14 protein-coding genes are annotated in these 21500 nt (G+C 36.0%); all 14 read right to left on the reverse strand.

Annotated features, from left to right (window positions below):
* Window positions 1-1485: an alpha-N-arabinofuranosidase gene (locus tag BLR86_RS07670; RefSeq protein ID WP_090759967.1), complete on the reverse strand. Its 1485-nt coding sequence runs from the start codon at window positions 1483-1485 to the stop codon at window positions 1-3.
* Between the two features lie 27 nt (window positions 1486-1512).
* Window positions 1513-2313, reverse strand: a complete 801-nt coding sequence (locus BLR86_RS07675; protein ID WP_090759969.1) for a polysaccharide deacetylase family protein — start codon at window positions 2311-2313, stop codon at window positions 1513-1515.
* Window positions 2314-2339: 26 nt separating this feature from the next.
* Window positions 2340-5525: a glycosyl hydrolase gene (locus BLR86_RS07680; protein WP_090759972.1), complete on the reverse strand. Its 3186-nt coding sequence runs from the start codon at window positions 5523-5525 to the stop codon at window positions 2340-2342.
* An 88-nt stretch (window positions 5526-5613) separates the two neighbouring features.
* Window positions 5614-6249, reverse strand: a complete 636-nt coding sequence (locus BLR86_RS07685) for a YesL family protein (protein WP_090759974.1) — start codon at window positions 6247-6249, stop codon at window positions 5614-5616.
* Window positions 6250-6358: 109 nt separating this feature from the next.
* Complete coding sequence (locus BLR86_RS07690) at window positions 6359-7198, reverse strand: carbohydrate ABC transporter permease (protein WP_090760354.1); 840 nt, start codon at window positions 7196-7198, stop codon at window positions 6359-6361.
* A gap of 8 nt (window positions 7199-7206) precedes the next feature.
* Complete coding sequence (locus tag BLR86_RS07695; protein ID WP_090759976.1) at window positions 7207-8166, reverse strand: carbohydrate ABC transporter permease; 960 nt, start codon at window positions 8164-8166, stop codon at window positions 7207-7209.
* 87 nt (window positions 8167-8253) lie between these two features.
* Entirely contained in the window at window positions 8254-9555 is a 1302-nt protein-coding gene (locus BLR86_RS07700; protein ID WP_090759978.1) for an ABC transporter substrate-binding protein, read from the reverse strand.
* A 200-nt stretch (window positions 9556-9755) separates the two neighbouring features.
* Window positions 9756-11045 carry an ABC transporter substrate-binding protein gene (locus BLR86_RS07705; protein WP_090759980.1) on the reverse strand — a complete coding sequence of 430 codons (1290 nt, stop codon included), beginning with the start codon at window positions 11043-11045 and terminating at the stop codon, window positions 9756-9758.
* Window positions 11046-11069: 24 nt separating this feature from the next.
* On the reverse strand, window positions 11070-12629 hold the full coding sequence (locus BLR86_RS07710; RefSeq protein ID WP_090759982.1) for a response regulator transcription factor: 1560 nt from the start codon (window positions 12627-12629) through the stop codon (window positions 11070-11072).
* Window positions 12622-14394: a cache domain-containing sensor histidine kinase gene (locus tag BLR86_RS07715; protein WP_090759984.1), complete on the reverse strand. Its 1773-nt coding sequence runs from the start codon at window positions 14392-14394 to the stop codon at window positions 12622-12624. Before BLR86_RS07715 ends, BLR86_RS07710 begins: the two co-directional genes overlap by 8 nt.
* A 235-nt stretch (window positions 14395-14629) precedes the next feature.
* Window positions 14630-16411, reverse strand: coding sequence for an ABC transporter ATP-binding protein (locus BLR86_RS07720; RefSeq protein ID WP_090759986.1), 1782 nt, complete (start codon window positions 16409-16411; stop codon window positions 14630-14632).
* A 6-nt stretch (window positions 16412-16417) separates the two neighbouring features.
* Entirely contained in the window at window positions 16418-18163 is a 1746-nt protein-coding gene (locus tag BLR86_RS07725) for an ABC transporter ATP-binding protein (protein ID WP_090759988.1), read from the reverse strand.
* A gap of 137 nt (window positions 18164-18300) precedes the next feature.
* A complete protein-coding gene (locus BLR86_RS07730) occupies window positions 18301-18924 on the reverse strand; it encodes a YesL family protein (protein ID WP_090759989.1) in 624 nt (207 codons plus the stop codon).
* A gap of 111 nt (window positions 18925-19035) precedes the next feature.
* Window positions 19036-21396 (reverse strand): helix-turn-helix domain-containing protein, encoded by a 2361-nt coding sequence (locus tag BLR86_RS07735; protein WP_090759992.1) that lies wholly within the window; start codon window positions 21394-21396, stop codon window positions 19036-19038.
* Between the last annotated feature and the right edge of the window lie 104 nt (window positions 21397-21500).

Consider the following 21500-nt stretch of genomic DNA (forward strand, 5'->3'; position numbering starts at 1 on the left):
TTACGATTCCAGTGCTAACGTCACCACAGACTTGGCTGGAAGCTTCACGTTTAGCTTGTTATTTGAAATGATCACATCAGTAAATTCTAACGGCTTAACCACATCGGGCTCTTCAAACGTATTATGAGCATGCATGCTACTAGATGTAAGGATCGTTCCTGACACCTTTGTTCTTTCCGAACTTAAACCACGCAGCTCTATATCAAGATCTACATTGTTTATATGATCAATATTACAGAAGCTAATATGGACCTTCCCCGCAGCATTCTTGGAAGCTGATACACTTACTTGAGGTAAAGTCTCTCCTCTATATTCATAGTTTCCTAGAGAAGTGGAAACGGATAATCGCTCGGCATCCTGATGGACTTTAAACATATCAAATACGTGATACGTAGGTGTAAGAATCATACTATCCCCTTCTGTAAGGATCATTGCCTGGAGGACATTTACGGTCTGTGCAATGTTTGCCATTTGAACACGATCATTGTGATTATGGAAAATATTAAAATGCAATCCAGCAACAAGGGCATCACGAAGGGTGTTTTGCTGATATAAGAAACCAGGGTTTGTTCCCTTTTCTACGTTAAACCAGGTGCCCCACTCATCAACAATAAGCCCAACCCGCTTCCCGGGATCATATTTGTCCATTATCGTGCTGTGTTTTGTGATAAGTTCGTCCATCCGATAAGCCTTTTTCATCGTGATAAACCATTCATCGGCTGCAAAATCAACAGCAGAACCTTTATCCGTCCAGTCTCCCGGAACAGTATAATAATGGATCGACAGCCCATCCATCATTCTGTGGGAATTTTTCATTAACACCTCTGTCCAATTGTAATCATCGGAATTAGCCCCGCCGGCAATTTTATAAATTTTATTTCCGTCGTAATTTCTGACGTATGTTTGATATTGGCGATAGAGATCCGAATAATATTCAGGGCGCATATTTCCCCCACAGCCCCAGTTTTCATTGCCAACCCCGAAATATTTTAATTTCCAAGGCTTATCTTGGCCATTTTCCCTGCGCCAATTTGCCATTGGCGATTCGCCTTCAAATGTCATATATTCAACCCACTCGGACATTTCCTGGACTGTACCGCTACCGACGTTTCCGCAAATATAAGGTTCACAATCAAGTAATTCACATAAAAGCATAAATTCGTGTGTGCCAAAGTGATTGTTTTCGACGACTCCGCCCCAATGTGTATTAACCATTCGTTTCCTTACTTCTTTAGCTCCTACTCCATCCTTCCAGTGGTATTCGTCTGCAAAACAGCCTCCTGGCCAGCGAAGAACGGGTACCTTAATTTGTTTTAATGCAGCTAAAACATCATTACGAATCCCCTTAGTGTTAGGGATAGATGAATCCTCTCCCACCCATATTCCTTCATATATACATCTCCCAAGATGTTCAGCAAAATGCCCATAGATATTTTTATTAATTTTCCCTTGTAGGATATCTGTGTTAATAACAACTTTGTTCATTAAGTTAATACCTCCCTATATTTTTTTTTAGATTAAATCAATTTGCTTGCCTGCCTTTACCTCGACAATATTATTGTCTACACTCAGCCATACGGAAATGGCAGAAGGATTATAAACAAAATGACTGTCCGCTGCGAATTTCAAGTTTTGGAAAGCCTTCATATAGTCCACGATTTCTATATTCGTTGCATACCAAATATCATTTCGATTTCCGATAAACTCAAAAAAGTTTTCAATCAAATCCCAATTTTGATCATTGTCAAACTCATAGCTATGTCCCCAGACATACATCATATACAAATATTGCTGTTTATGGAGTTGAACAAAATCCTCTGCACAACTCATTAAATTCCGGTTATGATGACAGGTTGGATTCCATTCCAGGAAATCGTCCGGGATAGAAAAATCCCCTGTACTATGGACGGTTCTGGCATATTCGATTCCTAAATATGGCAGCATTTCTTTAATTAATGCATTATAGGAACCATTTGGATAGGATAATCCTCTTACTGTATATCCAGCAATTTTCTCCAAATTCTTCCGGTCTTCGATGATTTCATCGATAATTTGTTCTTTTGGTGATCTTGCTATGGTTGGATGCGTAACAGTATGCGTTGAGATTTCATGGCCCTTATAAATTTGTGCTACTTCCGCTTCTGGGATACGATCCTCAATTCCTAATAACCCTGAATTAACATGAAAGGATCCCTTAATACCATATTGGTTGAAAATACCTACTAACTTTCTGTCGGCTGCCCTGCCATCGTCATAACTCAACGTTAACACTTTATGTTTTCCTTCTGGGAAAGTCATCATTACCTTTGGCATTTTTATCCCTCGCAATCCTACTAAAATTACTTTAAGCCTGTAACTTCACGCAGCTGATGTTCCTCATAATCAAAATATTTCCCTTCAAGAAGTCCTATTAATGTGTTGGTTATTCTTACCTCAACTGTGTTTTCTCCCGGTAGAAGTATGTTCGATTTCCCTTTCCATTGATAAGGGGACCAGGCCTTTACGCCTAGTTGATTTCCGTTAATCAATACCTCCATACAGTCATGAAAATGTTTATCCAGATCTTCAATAATTAATTCGAAATACTCCCCTCCCGGAACCATGTATAAATGGACTTTCCGGCTAAATGAAAGCGTCCCTGCATAATATGGATATCTGCTGTATGGCCCAGGGTGTAATGATGAAGTGGTTAAATAACTTGAAATAACAGGCTGCTGCTCCACGTTAAAAATGACCCCAAAATCCCCTACTAAATAAAGTGCATCTATGACTCCATCCCAGTCATGTTCTACTTTCACTACTATACGCAAGATGTTTTCTCCCAAATTTAAGTAAGGCAAAATATCACTTGTAAGATTACTATTGTCATAGACAAAATTGTGTTGAAAATCCTCTACTCTCTGATCATTAATATAGATTTGATAATCGCCTGAAATAGCACCTTTATCCATTAATATAGAACAGTTCTTAGGCATTTTTTCAACATTAAACTTCCTTTGATATGTACAAGATAGTGGATAATTCACAGTCATTTTCATTGGTGTGCCAAACAACTGGCCAAATTTGATGGGCACGGTTTGTTCTTTCATCAAGTCTGAACATTGATCAATAAATGTTTTAGCCTGAACAATCGTCCTTATTTCGTTGTTCTGTTCTGCATCTAATCCAAGTTCAAAATGATCGAACCTTAGGGTATTTTTCTGAAGAGCCTTCACTTCCCAATTGCCTTTAGACTTAACTTTCCAAATCCATGGCTCAGCTGTTTCCTTTACTACCATTGTTTCATCCTTTCGGTTAACCTGGATAAGACAGCTTTGATAAGCTTCAAAGTGTAAATCCAGTTTCCACCCTCCTTCGTCTTGTGATGAAACAAGAATTTCCACTTCTCCCGTGTCCAAATCTAATCTAAAAAACTCACATGGATAAGTGACCGTTAGGGTTGCATGATGTTTTCCCTCTTCCTGATTACTAATAAAAACCAGGGTAGATTGCTCGGACACCTTACGTTTTTCGGTTAAGAAACTTTTCTGTCCACTTTCTGTTTTAAAATATATATCTTCATGGAGGTGCATCTTTAATACATGAAGAGTTATTTCAAAATCATCAGAAGGGATATAATATGCATTCAGTTTCCCTTTGCAAAGTGAGCCTTTAAAAAACTTCCAATAATCGGAACGCGTAGAATGTTCCAATCCAAATGTATCCAAAATCTCTTGTTCTATTAACCTATCTTCAATACTTTCATAAGGTAGCAGTTTATTCGCTATCACCACACCGCCTTGTTTTAGGAACAATTTTATTTTTTCCCACGCAGCAGTTTCAATATTAGTAATTGGCGGAAGAATCAGGACAGAATAACTTGCATGACCAATTATTATTTTTCCATCTGTAACTTCTGCTTCACAAAGGATTTCAGGGTCCAAATGGTCATATTCTTTTTGATGAAGTATTAGCTGTTTGGTGATTAGGGACCAATCATGTTTTAAATGCTGGAGTTTTACTTTTTCAGCCTCATCATCACCGATATAATGAAAATTATGAAATGGATTGCCCATTTGAGTCCATAAACTTGTTGTCGGATCAAGCAGTGCTATGTTACGGACCGGTCTTCCACAACTCATCACATAACCAAGTCTTCCTGTATAGTCTCCCAGGACTCGGAAGTGCTGCCAGTATGGATTTTGAAAAAATTGTGACGGTGGTGCATCATGCTTTGTCAGCCCATCAAGCGTATAGAAAAAGGCATGGAAATTATAAAAATTGATTCCAAATGCCGCCAGCCGGTCAAGCATCCATTTTGCATCCTGCAATGTCATCGACCATCCCAAACTATGAAAGCTTTCAATCAATGCCCGCTCTCTCCCTAACTGGTTTGCTAACGAACTAATCATTTTAGGGTTTGATCGAAAACTAGTCATATAACGCTCAAGAATCCATTCCAATGATCGGCCAAGTTTTTCATGGGCACTGTCACCTCCAGGAATATGACTGTATACCTGGTTGGACATTCGAACAGAAGGTACTTCGGCTACATACTTGATTCCATGCTGTTCACACCAATCATGGATTTGCTTATGATATGACTCCCGCAAAAGGAGATGTAATGATTGAAAATAATCGTATCGGACTTTTGCGGTATCCTCTCCTTCAGGTTCCACCAATGTATGAAGGAAATCCTTTAAGTCATAGCCATTTAGCTGTTGAAAAAAGGCAGGTAATTGTGGTGACCATGGTATTCTCCCTATAAGTCCTGTTTCATCTGTAAAAATTCCTTTAACTGTTTTTCCAAATTCTTCGCCCAAACTTTCGGCATAGCGTTCGTGCGTTAATTCGATAAATGCCTTAATAGCTTCATGGTTACAAGGATCAACGAACGTACCATAATATTTAAAATCATCGATTTCTTCTTCAAGAAAACAGTGAATCTCCCAAATCCCTTCCGGAGCACTCCATTTTAGTATTTTTACTGTCTTGTATGTAAAGAATCTTTTTTGATTATAGGCAGTTAACCCTACTTTTTGAAATACCGGCTCTGACTGATAATTACCGATATATTTCTCAATATTTATCGCTTCATCCCAACATTTTCTTCCTGTTTTCTGATTAATCGGAACTGCTTTAGCTGACAGTAAACGACCCCATGGCAGCTCTAAACGGCAAGTTTGGTTACTTTGGAGGGTTTCACTTTTATGAACTAAGGTATAGTGTTTTGCTTCTGGATGAAGAAGTGTCACCTCTCCACCTGCGATTCCGCTCGGGTATGGATATTCATCATATAACCAAACATCCATGTTACAGTCTTTAGCCTTTTCTACAGCAAACTTCACTTTTTGAAACCATTCTTGTGATAAGTAAGGCACTTTAAGACCTTGCCTAGGACAAATAAAAAATCCTCCCACACCCTTATCAGCCATTTCTGTTATTTGGCGAGAAATTTCATGGCCTTCCATGTCTCCATTCCAGAACCAAAAAGGATGAATGCGGAAGGCAGATGGAGGATTTTTAAAAGTTTTTATATCAAACATGAGTTTCCCCTCCTTTTAATTTATCTTTTCCATTATCGAATACCTCTAAAAAAAAAGGTTCTCAAAAGTTGAGAGCCCGATTTTTCTTTTATCCTTGTACGAACCACTTAGATTTATGATTAATTTTTTCAAAGGCCGTGGTTGCAGGCTTCATGATAAATAGCGCTAACAGATTCCCACTATATAGGATACAAATTGGCGGCGCGTAGGAAAGCACAAAGATGATACCGAAACTTCCTACTAACATATAAAAGGTGGATTGCGGATTCATAATCATCACGAAAAAGGAATTTTTAATTACCTGATTCATTTTCATTTCATAGTGCACAAAAATTGGAATGATATAAAATATCATCGAAATAAAGATTAAAGTGATGATAAATAATGGTACGTAAAGAATGGAAACAAAGCTATTGGATGAATGTAATACGAACTTAAAGTCAATATATAATATCAAACCAATGGCAATAAGAATGATTCCTAGAAGATTGCTCTTAAAAAATTCTCGTTTATATGCAGTCCAAAAAGTCTTAAAAATAGACAATTCTTCATCCCCTAGCATCCACTTTCGTGCAACTGCGAACATGGCTACTGTTGCTGGAAAAAATCCAAAGATGACTAGACCTAGAAGAGAAAAGGAAATCCATAATAAATTTAAGAATGCTAGTCTTGATATCCATTCAAGCAGTTTATTTAAACTGCCTAAAAATCCAGAAGTGTCCATTTGTAATCCTCCTTAAACCGTCGTACTCTAAGTTAGTAAATCATGCCTTTGCCACTTTCATTTAGGGTATGAAGTGGCAAAGTTTTAAGTATGATTTTCCCTTACCATATTATCCTTTTAAACCACTTGTACTAATTCCTTCTACTACATGACGCTGGAAGAGGAAGAAAATAACAAATACAGGAATTAAAGAGACAACCGACATTGCAAACATTGCACCCCAGTTAGATACCGTTTCATTGCTTAGGAACATATTTAGAGCCATTGACACTGTATATTTTGTAGGGCTATTTAAATATAATACTGGCCCTAATAGTGATTCCCAAGTCCAATAGAATGAGAAAATCGCAGCTGTAGCTAAAGATGGTTTAATTAATGGCAAAATAATCTTCGTAAAAATCTTGAAGGTACCACAGCCATCGATAATTGCAGCTTCATCAAGTTCTCTAGGAATCGTTCGAATAAATTGGACTAACAAGAAGATAAAGAATGGATGTCCAAAATATGCTGGTATAGCCAGTGGTTTAATAGAGTTCAGCCATCCGAGCTTTGAGAAAATAATATATTGAGGTACCATTAACACATCATGTGGGAGCATTAACGTAACCATCATTATTCCAAACCAAAGTGCTTTTCCTTTAAACTGTAAGCGTGCAAATCCGAAAGCAATCAACGCAGACGAGATTACCTGTCCAATTAGGGTTAAAATTACTAGGATTGCGGTATTTTTAATGAAGACCCCAAAGGAATTGCCGCCAATCCCCTTCCAACCTTCTACAAAGTTTGTCCAAATCCATGTCTCTGGGATCAGTGATTTTGCCGTGATAAAGATGGTATCACTGGGTTTAAAAGAGCTCATCACGAGCCAAATAACAGGGTAAAGCATTAAAATTGCAAACCCGCCGACAAGTAAATGGTAGATCCACCATCTTGGTGATTTTAACTTCAACGCCATTATTATTTGCCTCCTTCTGATTCATAATGAACCCAGTATTTTGATGTCGTAAAGATGATAACTGTTAAAACCCCAACGATAATGAGCATAATCCATGCCATTGCAGAAGCATAGCCCATATTGAAGAATTCAAATCCTTGGATGAATAAATATAATGAATAAAGAAGAGTTCCGTCTAATGGACCGCCCGTACCTTTTGAGATAATAAAGGCTGGTACAAATGTCATAAATGCAGCAATCGTTTGCATAACGGTATTAAAGAGAATAACAGGGCTAAGCATTGGAAGCGTGATTTTGATGAATTGCTGTAATCCATTTGCTCCATCAACACTTGCTGCCTCATAATAGCTTTTTGGAATACCTTTTAATCCTGCCAAGAAAATCAGCATCGAAGAACCAAATTGCCATACTGACAAGAAGATCAGCATCCATAATGCTGCAGTTGGGTTACCAAACCATCTAACAGCAGTGAGTCCTAGTAAATCAAGAACAATATTGACAATCCCTAAATCACCGAATACATTACGCCACATAATCGCAACGGCAACACTACCACCGATTAGTGATGGTAAATAAAATAAGGAACGGTACAATCCAACTGCTCTGGATGTGGTATTTAAAATGATTGCAATTAATAATGCAAAAGCAAGCCTCAAAGGAACTCCACCTAGCACATAGATGAGTGTAACCTTTAATGATTGCCAATAGCGAGGGTCAGCAGTAAACATTTTTATGTAGTTATCTAAGCCTATCCATTTTGGTGTTGAAAATAAATTATAGTTTGTAAATGATAAATATAAGGATGACAGGATGGGAATAAAAGTAAAAGCAAGGAACCCAATAATAAACGGACTGATGAACGCATATCCTGTCAAGGTTTCCTTGATGAGACGGTTACGTTTTGTAACAGGGTTTATCACATAATCTGCTTTTACATTTTCCTTTATTACAGGTGTACTCATTTTTTCACTCCTTATTCTTTGGATTCATTTCCTAAGATGAAAGGACGATAGCTGATCGAATAAAGTGATCAGCTATCGAATTGGTAATTATTTTTTGTTCTGCGCTAAAACACTTTCTGCTTGTTGTCTGAATTGTTTCGCTGCATCTTTCACTGATAGATTTCCATAAGCCATTTGTTCGGCAAGACTGTCTAGGGTTTCAATAACTTCCCCTGCACCAACTGGATCTGGACCATTAAATGTAGAGCTATTTTCTTCTGCCCAATCAACATAATCAAATACTTGTACTTGTGCTGGTGAAAGCAACGGCTTTAGAGCTTCTTTTACAGTAGAAGAACCAGGTACACCACGATCACCAAGAGTCAACTTGTTTGCTTCGATATCGTTAATCATGAAATCAACAAATTTCGCAGCTTCTTCTTTATGTTTTGAGTTATTTCCAACAGACCAGAACATACTCGGTTTTAAATATAAACCTTTTTCACTGTTAGGTCCTGGCATACCGCTAATCACAAGTGGTCTGTTTGCAACCTGCTGTAAACCAACGAACTGGTTAGACCATTGCCAAATTCCAATCGCCTTTTGAGTTACAACTGGATCATCTTCAATCCCTTTTAACTGTGCTAAGAAGTCTGGTGTAGGAACGGCTTTTTCTTTTATTAAATCAGATCTCATGTTAAAGAAATCTTCGAATAATTTATCATCCGTATAACCAAGTGTTGACCCATCTTTACTATAAAGTGACTTGCCTTGTGTTCTTAGGTAGTAGTTGAAGAATACATCTGCCTTCATACCAGTATCCATGAATAGACCTGCTTTTTCTGCCTTTCCAGCAATTTTCTTATAATCATCCCAAGTCCAATTCTCATCTAGAGAATCAACTCCTGCTTTTTTAAGCAATTCTTGATCATAATGGAAACCAACAACGTTTACTCCAGCATTAATTCCATATAGCTTGTCGCCAAGTTTACCGCCATTAATAATATTATCCGCAATATTCTTTGTATTAATTTGTTTATCCAGATATGGAGCTAAATCAGCAATTTGATTATTTTGGGCATACTGTGAAAAGTAAGATAAATCCATTTGGACAATATCTGGAAGCTCATTTGCTGCTGCTTGTGGAGCTAACTTCTTCCAGTAGTCATCCCAGGCTGCATATTCTGCTTCAATTTTTACATTAGGATTTTTTTCTTGATACATTTCAATAATTTTAAGTGTGTAATCATGTCGTGGCTGTGATCCCCACCATGCAATACGAAGAGTTACTTGTTCATCTTTTTTGTCATCTTTAGGTTTAGTCTCTTCACCATTTGATGAACTGCTGGTACATGCTGCTAATGAAAAAATTAAAACAAAAGAAAACAATAATACTAGAATTTTCTTCATTTTTTTTCCCCCTTCTTTTTAACACTTATGTAAGTGTTTACATTTCTTATTATGCAACCAAATCAAAATAGTCTGAATCTAAATTTCCGCTTAGTTTGTTTAAAAATCAGACATTCTGTTTCCACAAAAAAAACACCCTTAGAATAAGTCTATAAAACTTGTTTCTAAGCGTGATTTATTAATAAAATATACGTTTTCTACTATTCTATATTCTCTTTTGAGAGGATATTATTTGCTTCAGTCCGAAAAAGTTGAGCACCTTCTTGTGGAGTGATTTTTTTAAACAATATTTGATTCGAAACATCTTGCAATATTCTTACTACTTCTATGCTTCCCAACGGATCTGCCTTTTCAACGATGGCTGTACTATCTTTAATTGAGTTAATGTAATCAAAGACTTTTTTCTGTTCCGCTGTTAGTACCTTTTCGATTTTATTTGCTACCTCTGAAGATAGTGGAACTCCCCTTTCCCCTTTAATGAGTTTGTTTGCTTTCACATCATTAATGAAGAAATTAATAAATAATGCAGCTGCTTCTTTGCTTTTAGAGCTTTGGGAGATTGAAAATAGCATGCTTGGTTTTACCGTTAACCCCTTTTCCTGCCCCGGACCAGGAGGTGGAATGAGCTCAAGCGGTCGGTTAGCTGCTTGCCAAAATCCAATATACTGATTAGAATGCGCCCATGACATGGACGATTGTTGATTGATTAACAATTCATCTTCAATCCTTTGAATCTGTTCCGTCACATCCGGTCGAGGAAAGGCACCTTGATCTAGTAATCTTAATTGCATCTCGAAATAATCAATAAATAATTGATCATCCTCATAACCTAACCCAGTTCCATTTTTATTAAATAAATTTTCACCTTTTGTACGTAAATAATAAGAGAAAAATACATCAATAGATTTCATTCCATTTGTACCAAATATACGCTTGTCTTTATGAATTTGGACAGCTACTTTCTCAAATTCATCCCATGTCCAACTTTTGTCAGGAAAATTAATCCCGTTTGATAAAAGTAATTCACGATCTACAATGACGGCAGGAGCATTTAAACCGAGTGGAAATCCAAATACATGTTGACCGATCTTCCCTCCTGAGAGAATCCTTTTATCAATGGCTTCTGTCTTAATCATCTCTTGGTTAATATATGGTGATAAATCCTCAAGGATATCACTATAGGGGGCTAAATAAAGCAGATCCATCTGCACAATATCTGGAAGTTGATTTGCGGCTGCCAATGGGGCGAGTTTTTTCCAATAATCATCCCAATTGGCATACTCTGGTTCAATATGAATATAGGGATACTTCTTTTCAAATAGTTCAATAACTTCCAACGTATAATCATGCCTTGGCTGTTCCCCCCACCAAGCAATCCTTAAAGTAATATCCTCATTTTTATTTCCCGCTGCTGCATCTCTTAATTTAAAGTTCACACACCCACCAGCGAAAAATAACATTACCAGGGCCAAAAACAATATCTTTTTCATGGTTTTTCCCCTTTGACTATAAGTTTATAACCCTTGTAACGATTCTCTTTTATATTCTGAAGGTGTATAACCAGTATATTTTTTAAATACCTGACTAAAATATTGAGGGTTTTCGCCATAGCCAATTTTTTCTGCTATTTCAAATACTTTAACATCATTTTCATTTTCGATTAATTTTATTGCCATCTCAATTCTTAATCGGGTTAGGTAATTGGAAAACTTTTCACCTGTTTCCTTCTTAAAAAGTTTTCCTAGATAATCAGCATTCATATATAACATCTCATTTGCCACCCAATGTAGGGATAGATGTTGCGTTCCGAGATGAGTATCAATAATTTCAATTACTTTGTTAATAATCGCAGAATGTTTATTTTTATTTTTTTCATAAAAAGAGGTCGTAATAGCATGGGCAACGCTTTCAAAAAGTGCCTCCACATTTTGGATTGTATCCATTTCTAATAGGTAAGATAATCTTGTTAAATACGTGTTCATCTCTTTAGGTTCACACAAACGAATCATACTATTGAATAGTTGGAACACATATGACTTTGTGTTATTAATATCAAGTCTTAACTCAGTTAAGCGATTAAAAAAAGTAATGAGTTCATCTTTAACATCATCCCAAGAGCCAGATTTTACTAATCTACAAAAGTTTTGGTCATCATAATAGAACTCTTCTCCATCGGAATGACTTTGGTAAGCAATATCTTTTTTCATAATCACGCCGCCCTCACCTAAGTAAAAGCGATATGACAGACAGTCTAGTGCTTCCTTATAAAGTTTATTAGCATTCAGTAAATTACCAGCCTCACTAATGGCAACCGTAGTATCGATTTGATAATATTGATAGAATGTACTTTTTATCAATTCAATTTCAGCGTGAAGGTTAGCGGTAATATGATTATCGTTTAATAGAAATAAAATGGTTTCCCCGACCGTACAGCTAAGTAAATAAGAATTAAAAATATGCTCAGCTATATTTTTTATCGCAAACATATGTTCAAATTGAAAATTTCCTTCTAATTGAAATAATAGTAACCGAACCCTTGATGTGTTTACCTCTAGTTGAAATAGCTTTTGATAATAATCTAAATTTTTATTTTCATAATGATTGGTAATAAGCTCTTTCAGGAGTTGTTCCTTTGCATAAGGGAGGACTGCTTCTAATGTACCTTTCATGTTGTTGACAAATTGTTCCCGTTCTTGATTTTGTTTAAATTCATTACAGAGGTCTGTTACAGCGTCCATGATAGTGTTTTCATTACAAGGTTTTAAAAGATAATGCTTTACCCCATATTCCATTGCCTTTTTAGCATAATCAAATTCACCGAAGCCAGATAACAAGATAAAACGAACTTTAGGAAAATTGCTATTAACCTTTGAAACTAGTTCTATACCATTCATACCAGGCATTTTAATATCACTAATCACGATATCAGGCTTTTGTTGCTCAATGATGCTGTAGGCTTCAATCCCATTTCTTGCTGTACCAATTAAATGTGTCCCAATCGATTCCCACTGAATAACCTTTGACATACCATCCGTAATAATTCTTTCATCATCCACCAACAATACTTTAAACATGATTTTCCTCCTTTCCGATAGGTATAGCAATTATTACCTTTGTTCCTTTTCCCGTTGTGCTTTCAATGACGACTCCATACTTTTCACCATAAGCTAACTTAATACGGTCGTTAATATTTGATAATCCCACACCCTGACCCCGGGTTTTCACTTCTCCCCTTTTTAATTTTTCTAAAATATCAGGGTCCATTCCTGGGCCATTGTCTTCAATAATCAATTGAACTTCCTCATTGGTAACAATAGAGTAAATGCGAATGTTACACGGATCAATCATTGGCTCTAATGCATAATGGATTGCATTTTCAACCAATGGCTGCAAGGTTAATTTTGGGATCTCTATCCCAAACATAGCTGAATCAACCTCCATGGTAAATTCCAATCTTTCCTCAAATCGATATTTCTGGATGATAATATAATTTTTAATAATGTTAAGTTCTTCTTCAATTGTTATTAGTGGTTTTTTCAGGCTGATTGAGTTTCGCAATAAATAGCCAAGTGCTTCGACCATTTTAGAAATTTGTGTTTGACCGTTGCCTTTTGCTAACCAATTGATGGATTCTAAGGTGTTGTATAAAAAATGCGGATTAATTTGGGCCTGCAGCGCCTTAAACTCTGTTTCTTTAATGGTCAGCTGCTTGGAATAATTTTCATGAATTAATTCGTCTATTTGTTGAATCATGGTCTGGAAGTTTTGTTGAAGTTTCCCCACCTCATCATCTTGTGAATTAGATGTTTTAAGAGCTTCCCTGCTTGCTTCTTTAAAATCGCCAACTTTTACATATTGCATACCAGCTACAAGATTCTCTAATGGACTGGTAATACTCTTCGCAAAACGCATTCCTAGAATAGACACAACCACAAACATCAGGATGAATATGATAATTAGGAATGTTTTAACCTTATTGATATTTTCAAAGATTTGATTGAAAGGGATAACATTTAAATAACTCCAATCAAAATAATTAGATTTTATGTGGACTATGAAGTAATTTTTTTGATTAATTTTTTTTATTTGATACCCGGTATCTAATGTTTTGGCTATTTCCTTAAACGGAATGCTTGTCTCCTTTGGAAAAATAAGATTGTCGTCGTTACTCTTGATTAATACTTCGCCATCAATCTTACTTGACCCCTCTAAAATATCACCAACAAGTTTTTCCATATTAACATAAATAATGATTGTACCAATATTATCAAAGCTTAAATTGCGATATTGCCTTATTTCCCTAGTAACAGCAATTGTAAAATCGTTATTTTTTGGGTTAATCCAGACAGTGCTGCCATTTGCCGCTTTGGCTAAACCGGTAATATATTTTATTTGCTGGTCATTTAATTTCACACTTTTTGGCCCAACAACGTATTCTTTTCCATAAACATCTATTAAATTAACAAACTGAATATATTTCTCTTTGTTTACATAACTCAGCATCTTATCCATCATTTTTGTGCGTAGACTAAACTTTTCATACTCTGTACCATCTTCACTAAAAGAGTCTAGGTATTGTTGAATTTGGGGGTCTGTTAAAATATTGTAGGTCACTTCCTCAAGATTTTTTAATTCGCTCTCGATACTATTAGATGAAGTGCTTAATACTTGGGATGACTTACTATAAATCTGTTCATCGTATATTTGAAATGCATACTGTAAACCGAAAAAAGTAAAAGAGAGTGATACAAACATGATCCAAGATACAAGAATGAAAAGTTTATATTTAATTTTTAAATTATCATAATGACTCTTTAGTTGAATAAAAACATTCTTCATTTAGATTAATTCTCCGATTGTAATATTTCCACCATTGAAAGCGCATGCATTTTTTTCTTTTCATTAAACAATCATTCCTATCGTACATGCCTAATAAGATTAATTAAATTTTACCATCTGAAGGACTCATTTCATAGGGAGTATCGCAAATCCTTTTTGAAATTTACCAATTTTCAGTAAAAAGTTTTAGTAAAATGAGTAAACCCTCAAGAATTTAGTCTTGAGGGCTTTCATTTTATCCAGCATCAAGTGAGGAATAGTGTGAGGTATATAACTTCCAATATTGTCCTTTTCGGCTGATTAATTCATGATGTGTTCCATCTTCGACTATTCTTCCTTTTTCAATGAATAATATCTTAGTTGCATTCTGAATGGTCGAAAGACGGTGGGCAATAATAAATGAAGTTCTTCCTGCAAGTAGCTTCTCAAGTCCCTTTTGTAAAGCAAGTTCTGTCTCGGTATCGATAGATGATGTTGCCTCGTCTAAAATCAGAATTTTCGGGTCGGCAAGTAATGCTCTAGCAAACGAGATTAGCTGCCTTTGACCATTTGATAGGACTGACCCTCTCTCATTTACTTCGGTATGATAACCATCCTTCAACTGGCAAATAAATTGATGGGCTTGCACTGCTTTTGAAGCGTCCATTATTTCTTCATCTGTTGCATCTAACCTGCCATAGCGGATATTATCCATGATCGTTCCCGAAAAGATAAACGGGTCCTGTAGCATTACGCCCATTTGTTTTCTAAGTGAAGAGATGGTCACTGTTTTTATATTGATATCATCTATTTTTATTTGTCCGCTATTACTATCATAAAAACGACTGATTAAGCTTACAATGGTCGTTTTTCCAGAGCCTGTTGGTCCTACAATTGCAATGGATTCACCCGGATTGACCCTGAAGTTAATGCCATCTAGGTTCCTTTCATTCCCTTCATAACCAAAGATCACATTCTCAAATTCAACTTTTCCTTTTACAGGCGGAAGTTCATCCGCTTCTGGTTCACTTGAGATGGTTGGCTTTTCATCCATCATTTCAAAAATACGTTCCAGGTATGCAGAGGCATTTATAATCGCATTGTAGAAATTACCTATGTTTGCCAGTGGCGTCCAAAACATCCAGATATATCCGACAAATGCAACTAAAGCTCCCACGGTTATTCCATTTCCAATCATGCTGACGCCAATTAAATAAATTAGAGAAACGGTTAATACTGAAATATTTTCGATCGCAGGCCACAACAGGAAGTGGACTTTGATAGCCCGAAGCCACGCTCCTCTGTATCCATTAGAAACACCATGAAAGACTTTTTTATTTTCTTCTTCGCGTACAAATGCTTGAGTTACCTTAATTCCATTGATGCTCTCATGAATGTAAGCATTCAAATTGGACTGCTTATTGCTTAAATTTTGCCAAGCTTTTCGCTGGGCATTTTTAATTAAGAAGATGATTCCAACAAGGATTGGGAAGCCTGCCATTGCAAAGAATGTTAGCTTTACATCAATGGCAAGCATAAAGCCGATGATCACCAATAGGCTAAATAAATCCGTAATTAAATTTATTAATCCGTTGGAAAGCAGGTCACTTAACGAATTTACATAATTAACAACCCGCACTAATATTTTTCCATGCGGCCGGCTGTCAAAAAATGAAAAAGAAAGCTTTTGTAAGTGGGTAAATAAATCTTTTCGGATATTTTTTATTACACTATGGCCGATCTCAGACATCATTCTGATTCTGTATTTCATACAGATTCCGGTAACGATTAATGCACCTAAATAAATTCCTGCCAAAACCGCTAATCCTGGAATATCCTTACCAGGTATTTTATCGTCAATCGCTTGTTTGATTAAATAAGGACCGATCAAATTCGCTCCACTCGCAACAAGCATGATCAAGACAGTGAAGATAATTTTTCTTTTATAAGGTCTGATATACAGTAGTAACCTTTTTAGATGAATGATACTAAAAGGTGTTTCCAGCTCTTCATCTACATTAAATTTATTACGTGCCAATTTATCTCACTTCCTTGCCATTAGCTGAATATCAAAGTTCCCATATTGGTTTTGAAAGACGTTGGAATAGTAACCTCTTTTCAAAAGTAATTCTTCATGCTTACCTCTTTCAATGATTTTTCCATCATGCATGACAAGAATTAAATCCGCATCTTTTACAGAGGAAATACGGTGCGCAATAATAAAACAAGTTTTATTTTGCTGGATGGAGTGTAACGTTTTTTGAATTCGTTCCTCCGTCTCCATATCCACACTTGAGGTAGTATCATCGAGAATGAGAATGCTCGGGTCTTTAAGCAGGGCCCTTGCAAGAGCAATCCGTTGTTTTTGACCTCCTGAAAGGCCAACTCCCCTTTCACCAACAATCGTGTCATAGCCCTCGGGAAGGTTTCTAATAAAATCATGAGCTTCAGCCTTTTTAGCTGCAGCTTGAACGTCTTCCAATGAGGCATTAGGATTTCCATAGGCAATATTCCCCTCAATGGTATCTGAGAAAAGAAAAATATCCTGCATCACCATTCCCATTGAAGATCTTAACTTATGAATATCCCACTCTTTAACATTCATTCCACCTACATGAATGGCTCCACTGGTCGTGTCGTAAAAGCGGCTTAATAGATTTACTAAGGTTGATTTTCCGGAACCCGTCGGCCCAATGATTCCAACTGTTTGCCCAGGGTTTGCCTCAAAGCTGATTTCTTCTAACACCGTGCCATCACCATAGCTAAAATAAACATGGTCAAATTCAACTGTCGCTTCAGCATCATGAATATTATTTTGTTCCAAGCCATTTATGATTTCTGATTCAGTTAGGAGAAGATCTTCTACTTTTTCAGCAGAAGCAATAAACCTCTGCACATCATTAATCAACCATCCTGCCATCCGCATTGGGTTGTTTAAAGCCCAGATCAACGAATTAAAAGTGACGAGTTCTCCAATTGTAAGTGATCCATTCGTAACCATTATCCCTCCAACTAATATCATCACTACAGTTAATACACCTGCAAGCGAATCAAGAACAGGTAAATACTTCTCCCATATTTTTGCCGATTGAAGATTTCGATCCTTAAATGCCTCATTTTCTATTGAAAATTTTTCAATTTCATAGCTTTCCTTTGCAAATGCTTTTACCACTCGATTCCCGCTAATATTCTCTTGTACCACAGAATTGAGCTTGGCAAACTGATTTCTAATTTCCGTAAAAGTCGGCTTTACCGCATTAGATAATCGATAGGCAAAGAATCCGATAATCGGAGCAATGGCTAAAATGGCTAACGCCAATGGTGGATGAATCGAAAACATAAAAACAATCGCAAAGATCAATATTGCCGCGTTTTCAAAGATCATATAAATGGACCATGCGGTAAAATGCCGAATGGCTTCCATATCACCTGTCATCCGGGCCATAATATCTCCGGTTTTCGTCCGATCATAAAAGGTGAAATCCAACTGAAGTAGGCGATTATAGAGATTCTCTCTCATTTTAAAAATAACGCCTTGGGATAACATTTCAAACATAAGCTGATATCCATATCGAATAAATGTCCTAACTATAGTCAAACCTATCATCAAAGCTAACATTGGCCACAACAAACCCTTATTCTGGCCATACATGACATCATCAACTATTTTCCCAGCAAGATAAGGATTTGCCATACTAAGAGCTGAAACAACTAGTGCCAATAACAAACCAAAAAATAACCTTATTTTATTATTCCTAATATAACTCCATGTCCAGCGTATGCTCTGCATTAACCTCGCCTCCTTTCCAAACATAAATCAATCATATTTTTCATCTCGCTATGTTATGTATTCAGACAAGAAAAAAGCGTCATGAAATTTTCTTTTTAAAAGACCACCAACAAAGTCAGTGGTCTTTCGAGTTCATATTAAGCAGCATCCTGCTGTTTCTTTAATCTTGAAAAAGCAAAAAAGGAGGACCACATGATTACGAATGATAAGATACTCGCACTAAATATTGGAATTAACCCAGGTATCGTTGTCATTAAAAGATAGACTGCGAAGGTTCCAATCACCATCAATGCTGTAGAGAGAGGATTCATTAGCATGATAAGGAAAGCATGTTTGATTACCTGATGAATTCTAAGGTCAAAATGAACAAACGTTGGAAAAACAAAAAATAATGTTAAGAAAAAGCCTAAAGCAACCATAAGGGTCGGATAATAAAGCAGATTAATAAGTCCTGTCGCGCTTCTTAAAAAGGAGATATTTATGTATAGGATATAACTTGAAATGATAAGAATAAGTCCTAAAAGATTACTTTTTAAAAATTCTTTTTTATAAGACTCCCAAAAAGTCTTCGTGATTGGGATTTCATCTTTGTCCATAAGTATTTTCCTAATAATAACAAACATAGCTGTTGTCGCTGGGAATAGACCAAATATGATTAAACCAATAAATGTAAATGCAATCCATAAAATATTTATATAGGCTAATTTCATGAGCCAATCACAAAGCGAGTAAATTCCTCCTATGACTCCCTTCATCTGCATAGTTGTCTCCCCCTCACCTGAATAATATTTATTAAATAATATAAAAGGTACCTGATTTTCCAGCAACCATATTTTTTTGCAAACAGTATATTTCAATAAAAAATAATGGGTTTAAAAACTGCCACCATCATTTTCTAAATTCATTTGATTATCAATTTGATTGAGTTTGCGGTATTGGCTTGGTGGCACACCGATTTGTTTTTTAAATATCCTATTAAAATAACTGTGTCTGTACCCGACACCTTCAGCAATGTCATTAATTTTCATATCAGAATTGATTAGAAGCTCTTTCGCTTTTTCAATTCTTAATTGTGTTAAATAATCAATAAAGTTTATTCCGACCATTTGTTTAAATGCCTTACTTAACGAATAGGGATTGGTACCTACCTCGTCAGCACAACTTTCCAAGGAAATGTCATCATCATAACTTTCCTGTATTTTGGTGACAACCTTTTCAATTACACGTTTTAATTCAATATTCATCCGACCCTCTAACTTCTTAATAAACGGTCCTACTACATGATGAGTAAACCATTTTATGATTCTTTCCGTATCCCGAATTTGAGAAAGTTCTTCATACATATTTTTCCCTTCGAACAGTTCATGAGGATGTATCCCAGAATGAAGTATTTCATGCTGGATACTACTATAAAGCTGCACAATTCCCTGATGAATATTGATTTCATTTATGCCCTTCTCCGTTAGTTCTTGCAAAAATGGTCTAATTAAATGTTCAACCTCTGCGGTATGTCCCATTCTTATCGCTTGAATAATTTCCTTTTCAATCGCAAATGGGTAGTGGATTTGATTAAAATTTCCTAACCTTTCATGCTCCATCAGATCAATTACCTGATTACTATTTTCAAATAATCTAAACCGCTTTCCGCTTCGGACTTCTTCAAAAATATAAGGAATTCTTTTAATACTCTCGGTAGGTTCACTGATTGTAACGGTTACCTGCATATTCAATATTTCATTTATTGTTTTTGTTACTTTTTCAGCAAAGAGATGTAATTCCCCTCTAACTGAATGGCTGTCTAGGTGTATCACCAATACCCCCACTGATAAATCTGTATTTGTAAGAATATTAAATTGACCAAACATTTCATGTGCCAGTTCCTCCATGATATTTGATGCAGTAAATGTAATGAGACTTTCATCACTATTAGAGAAACTATCCATTGATTCGCCTAAACCTGTTAGTTGGATTTCCAAAGCTGTAAAATACTTTCCTTCTAACTCCCAGCCATAACTCTCCATTCTTAACCGTAAATCTTCTTCCGTGTGATGATATAGATAACCTTGAATTAACTGGAGGATAAAACTGCTTTTGATTTGTGCTACCTGCTCGACGAGCCGTGATTGAAGCAGATCACTTTTTTGTGATAAACTTTGCATTTGCTGTTCTATTACTGTAAATACATCCCGGCCTTTACGTCTCCATAATCCTTCATCCTCATGTCCTAAATTTTTTAATAGTTTATTAATAGGAGAATAAAGTCGATTTGATGTGAACCAAGATAATATAAATGCAAGAATAAGTGCTGATATGCTAAAAATTAATATTAACCTGGAAACTAGTATTAATGGTGCTGTAATGGAAGACATCGGAGCAGCAGAAACATATGTCCAATCCGAATCTATCCTAGTAAATTGACCATAGGAAATAGAATACATTTTTTTATTATGTTTTATTTGGAATGAACCTTCCGTTTGTTTGTGGATGCCCATTTCAGTTTTTAATACATTAATAAACGAGGCGTCATTTGTGCTGTTTGATGAAAGTAAAATTTCTTTTTCTCCATCTAAAATGAATGTTGCTCCCTTATCATACGGAGTTAATGTCTTTAAAAGCTGAAGCGCTTTATTATGGTCTATCGTAACAATGATTGAACCGAATGGATGCTTGCTTGTTGCTGGAATGCTGTGTACAAATGCAAGCGTTTTCTTTTTAGTCCCTGCTTCTACTGGGTACTCTTCCCAATATAGTTTTTTACCTTTTTTTAAGCTCTCATGGTAAAAAGTCTTCGACGGATCATCCAATACATTATACTCACTATTAAATAAAATGGGCTTTTCGCCTTCAATATATAAATCTACTTCTTTAATAAGATTATGACTGCCTTGTAATAACAAAAGTGTCTTAGATATATCATAGGTTTCCGTAAACTGCTTTACAAAATCGATATCCTTTAATGATTCTCCAAATCGTGGCTCAAATGCCCAATGTGATGTAGAATATTCTAAATACTTGAACTGCTCATCAATATTTTTTGCTCTCTGCTCTATTTGACTAGTATGCAATATTCTTAATTCATCTTCTACTTTCCCAACTGCAAACCAATAAATACTCAGTCCAGTGATTAAGCCTGGGATACTTGCGATTAGCAAGATTAATATAAAACTATTACGATGAAAACTACCTCTCCATCTAAGAGTTTTTAGTTTTTCACTTATGTTTTTAAATCTCACTAGTACACCTCCAGATTTGAAACTTTACAAAATCTCGACTGTTACCAATTATGACATATCTACGAAAAAAATGAATGCGCTTTAATAAAAATGTCTGAATTTTC

Origin of the sequence: Bacillus sp. OK048 (assembly GCF_900103525.1) — a bacterium.
Taxonomy (GTDB): Bacteria; Bacillota; Bacilli; order Bacillales; family Cytobacillaceae; genus Neobacillus.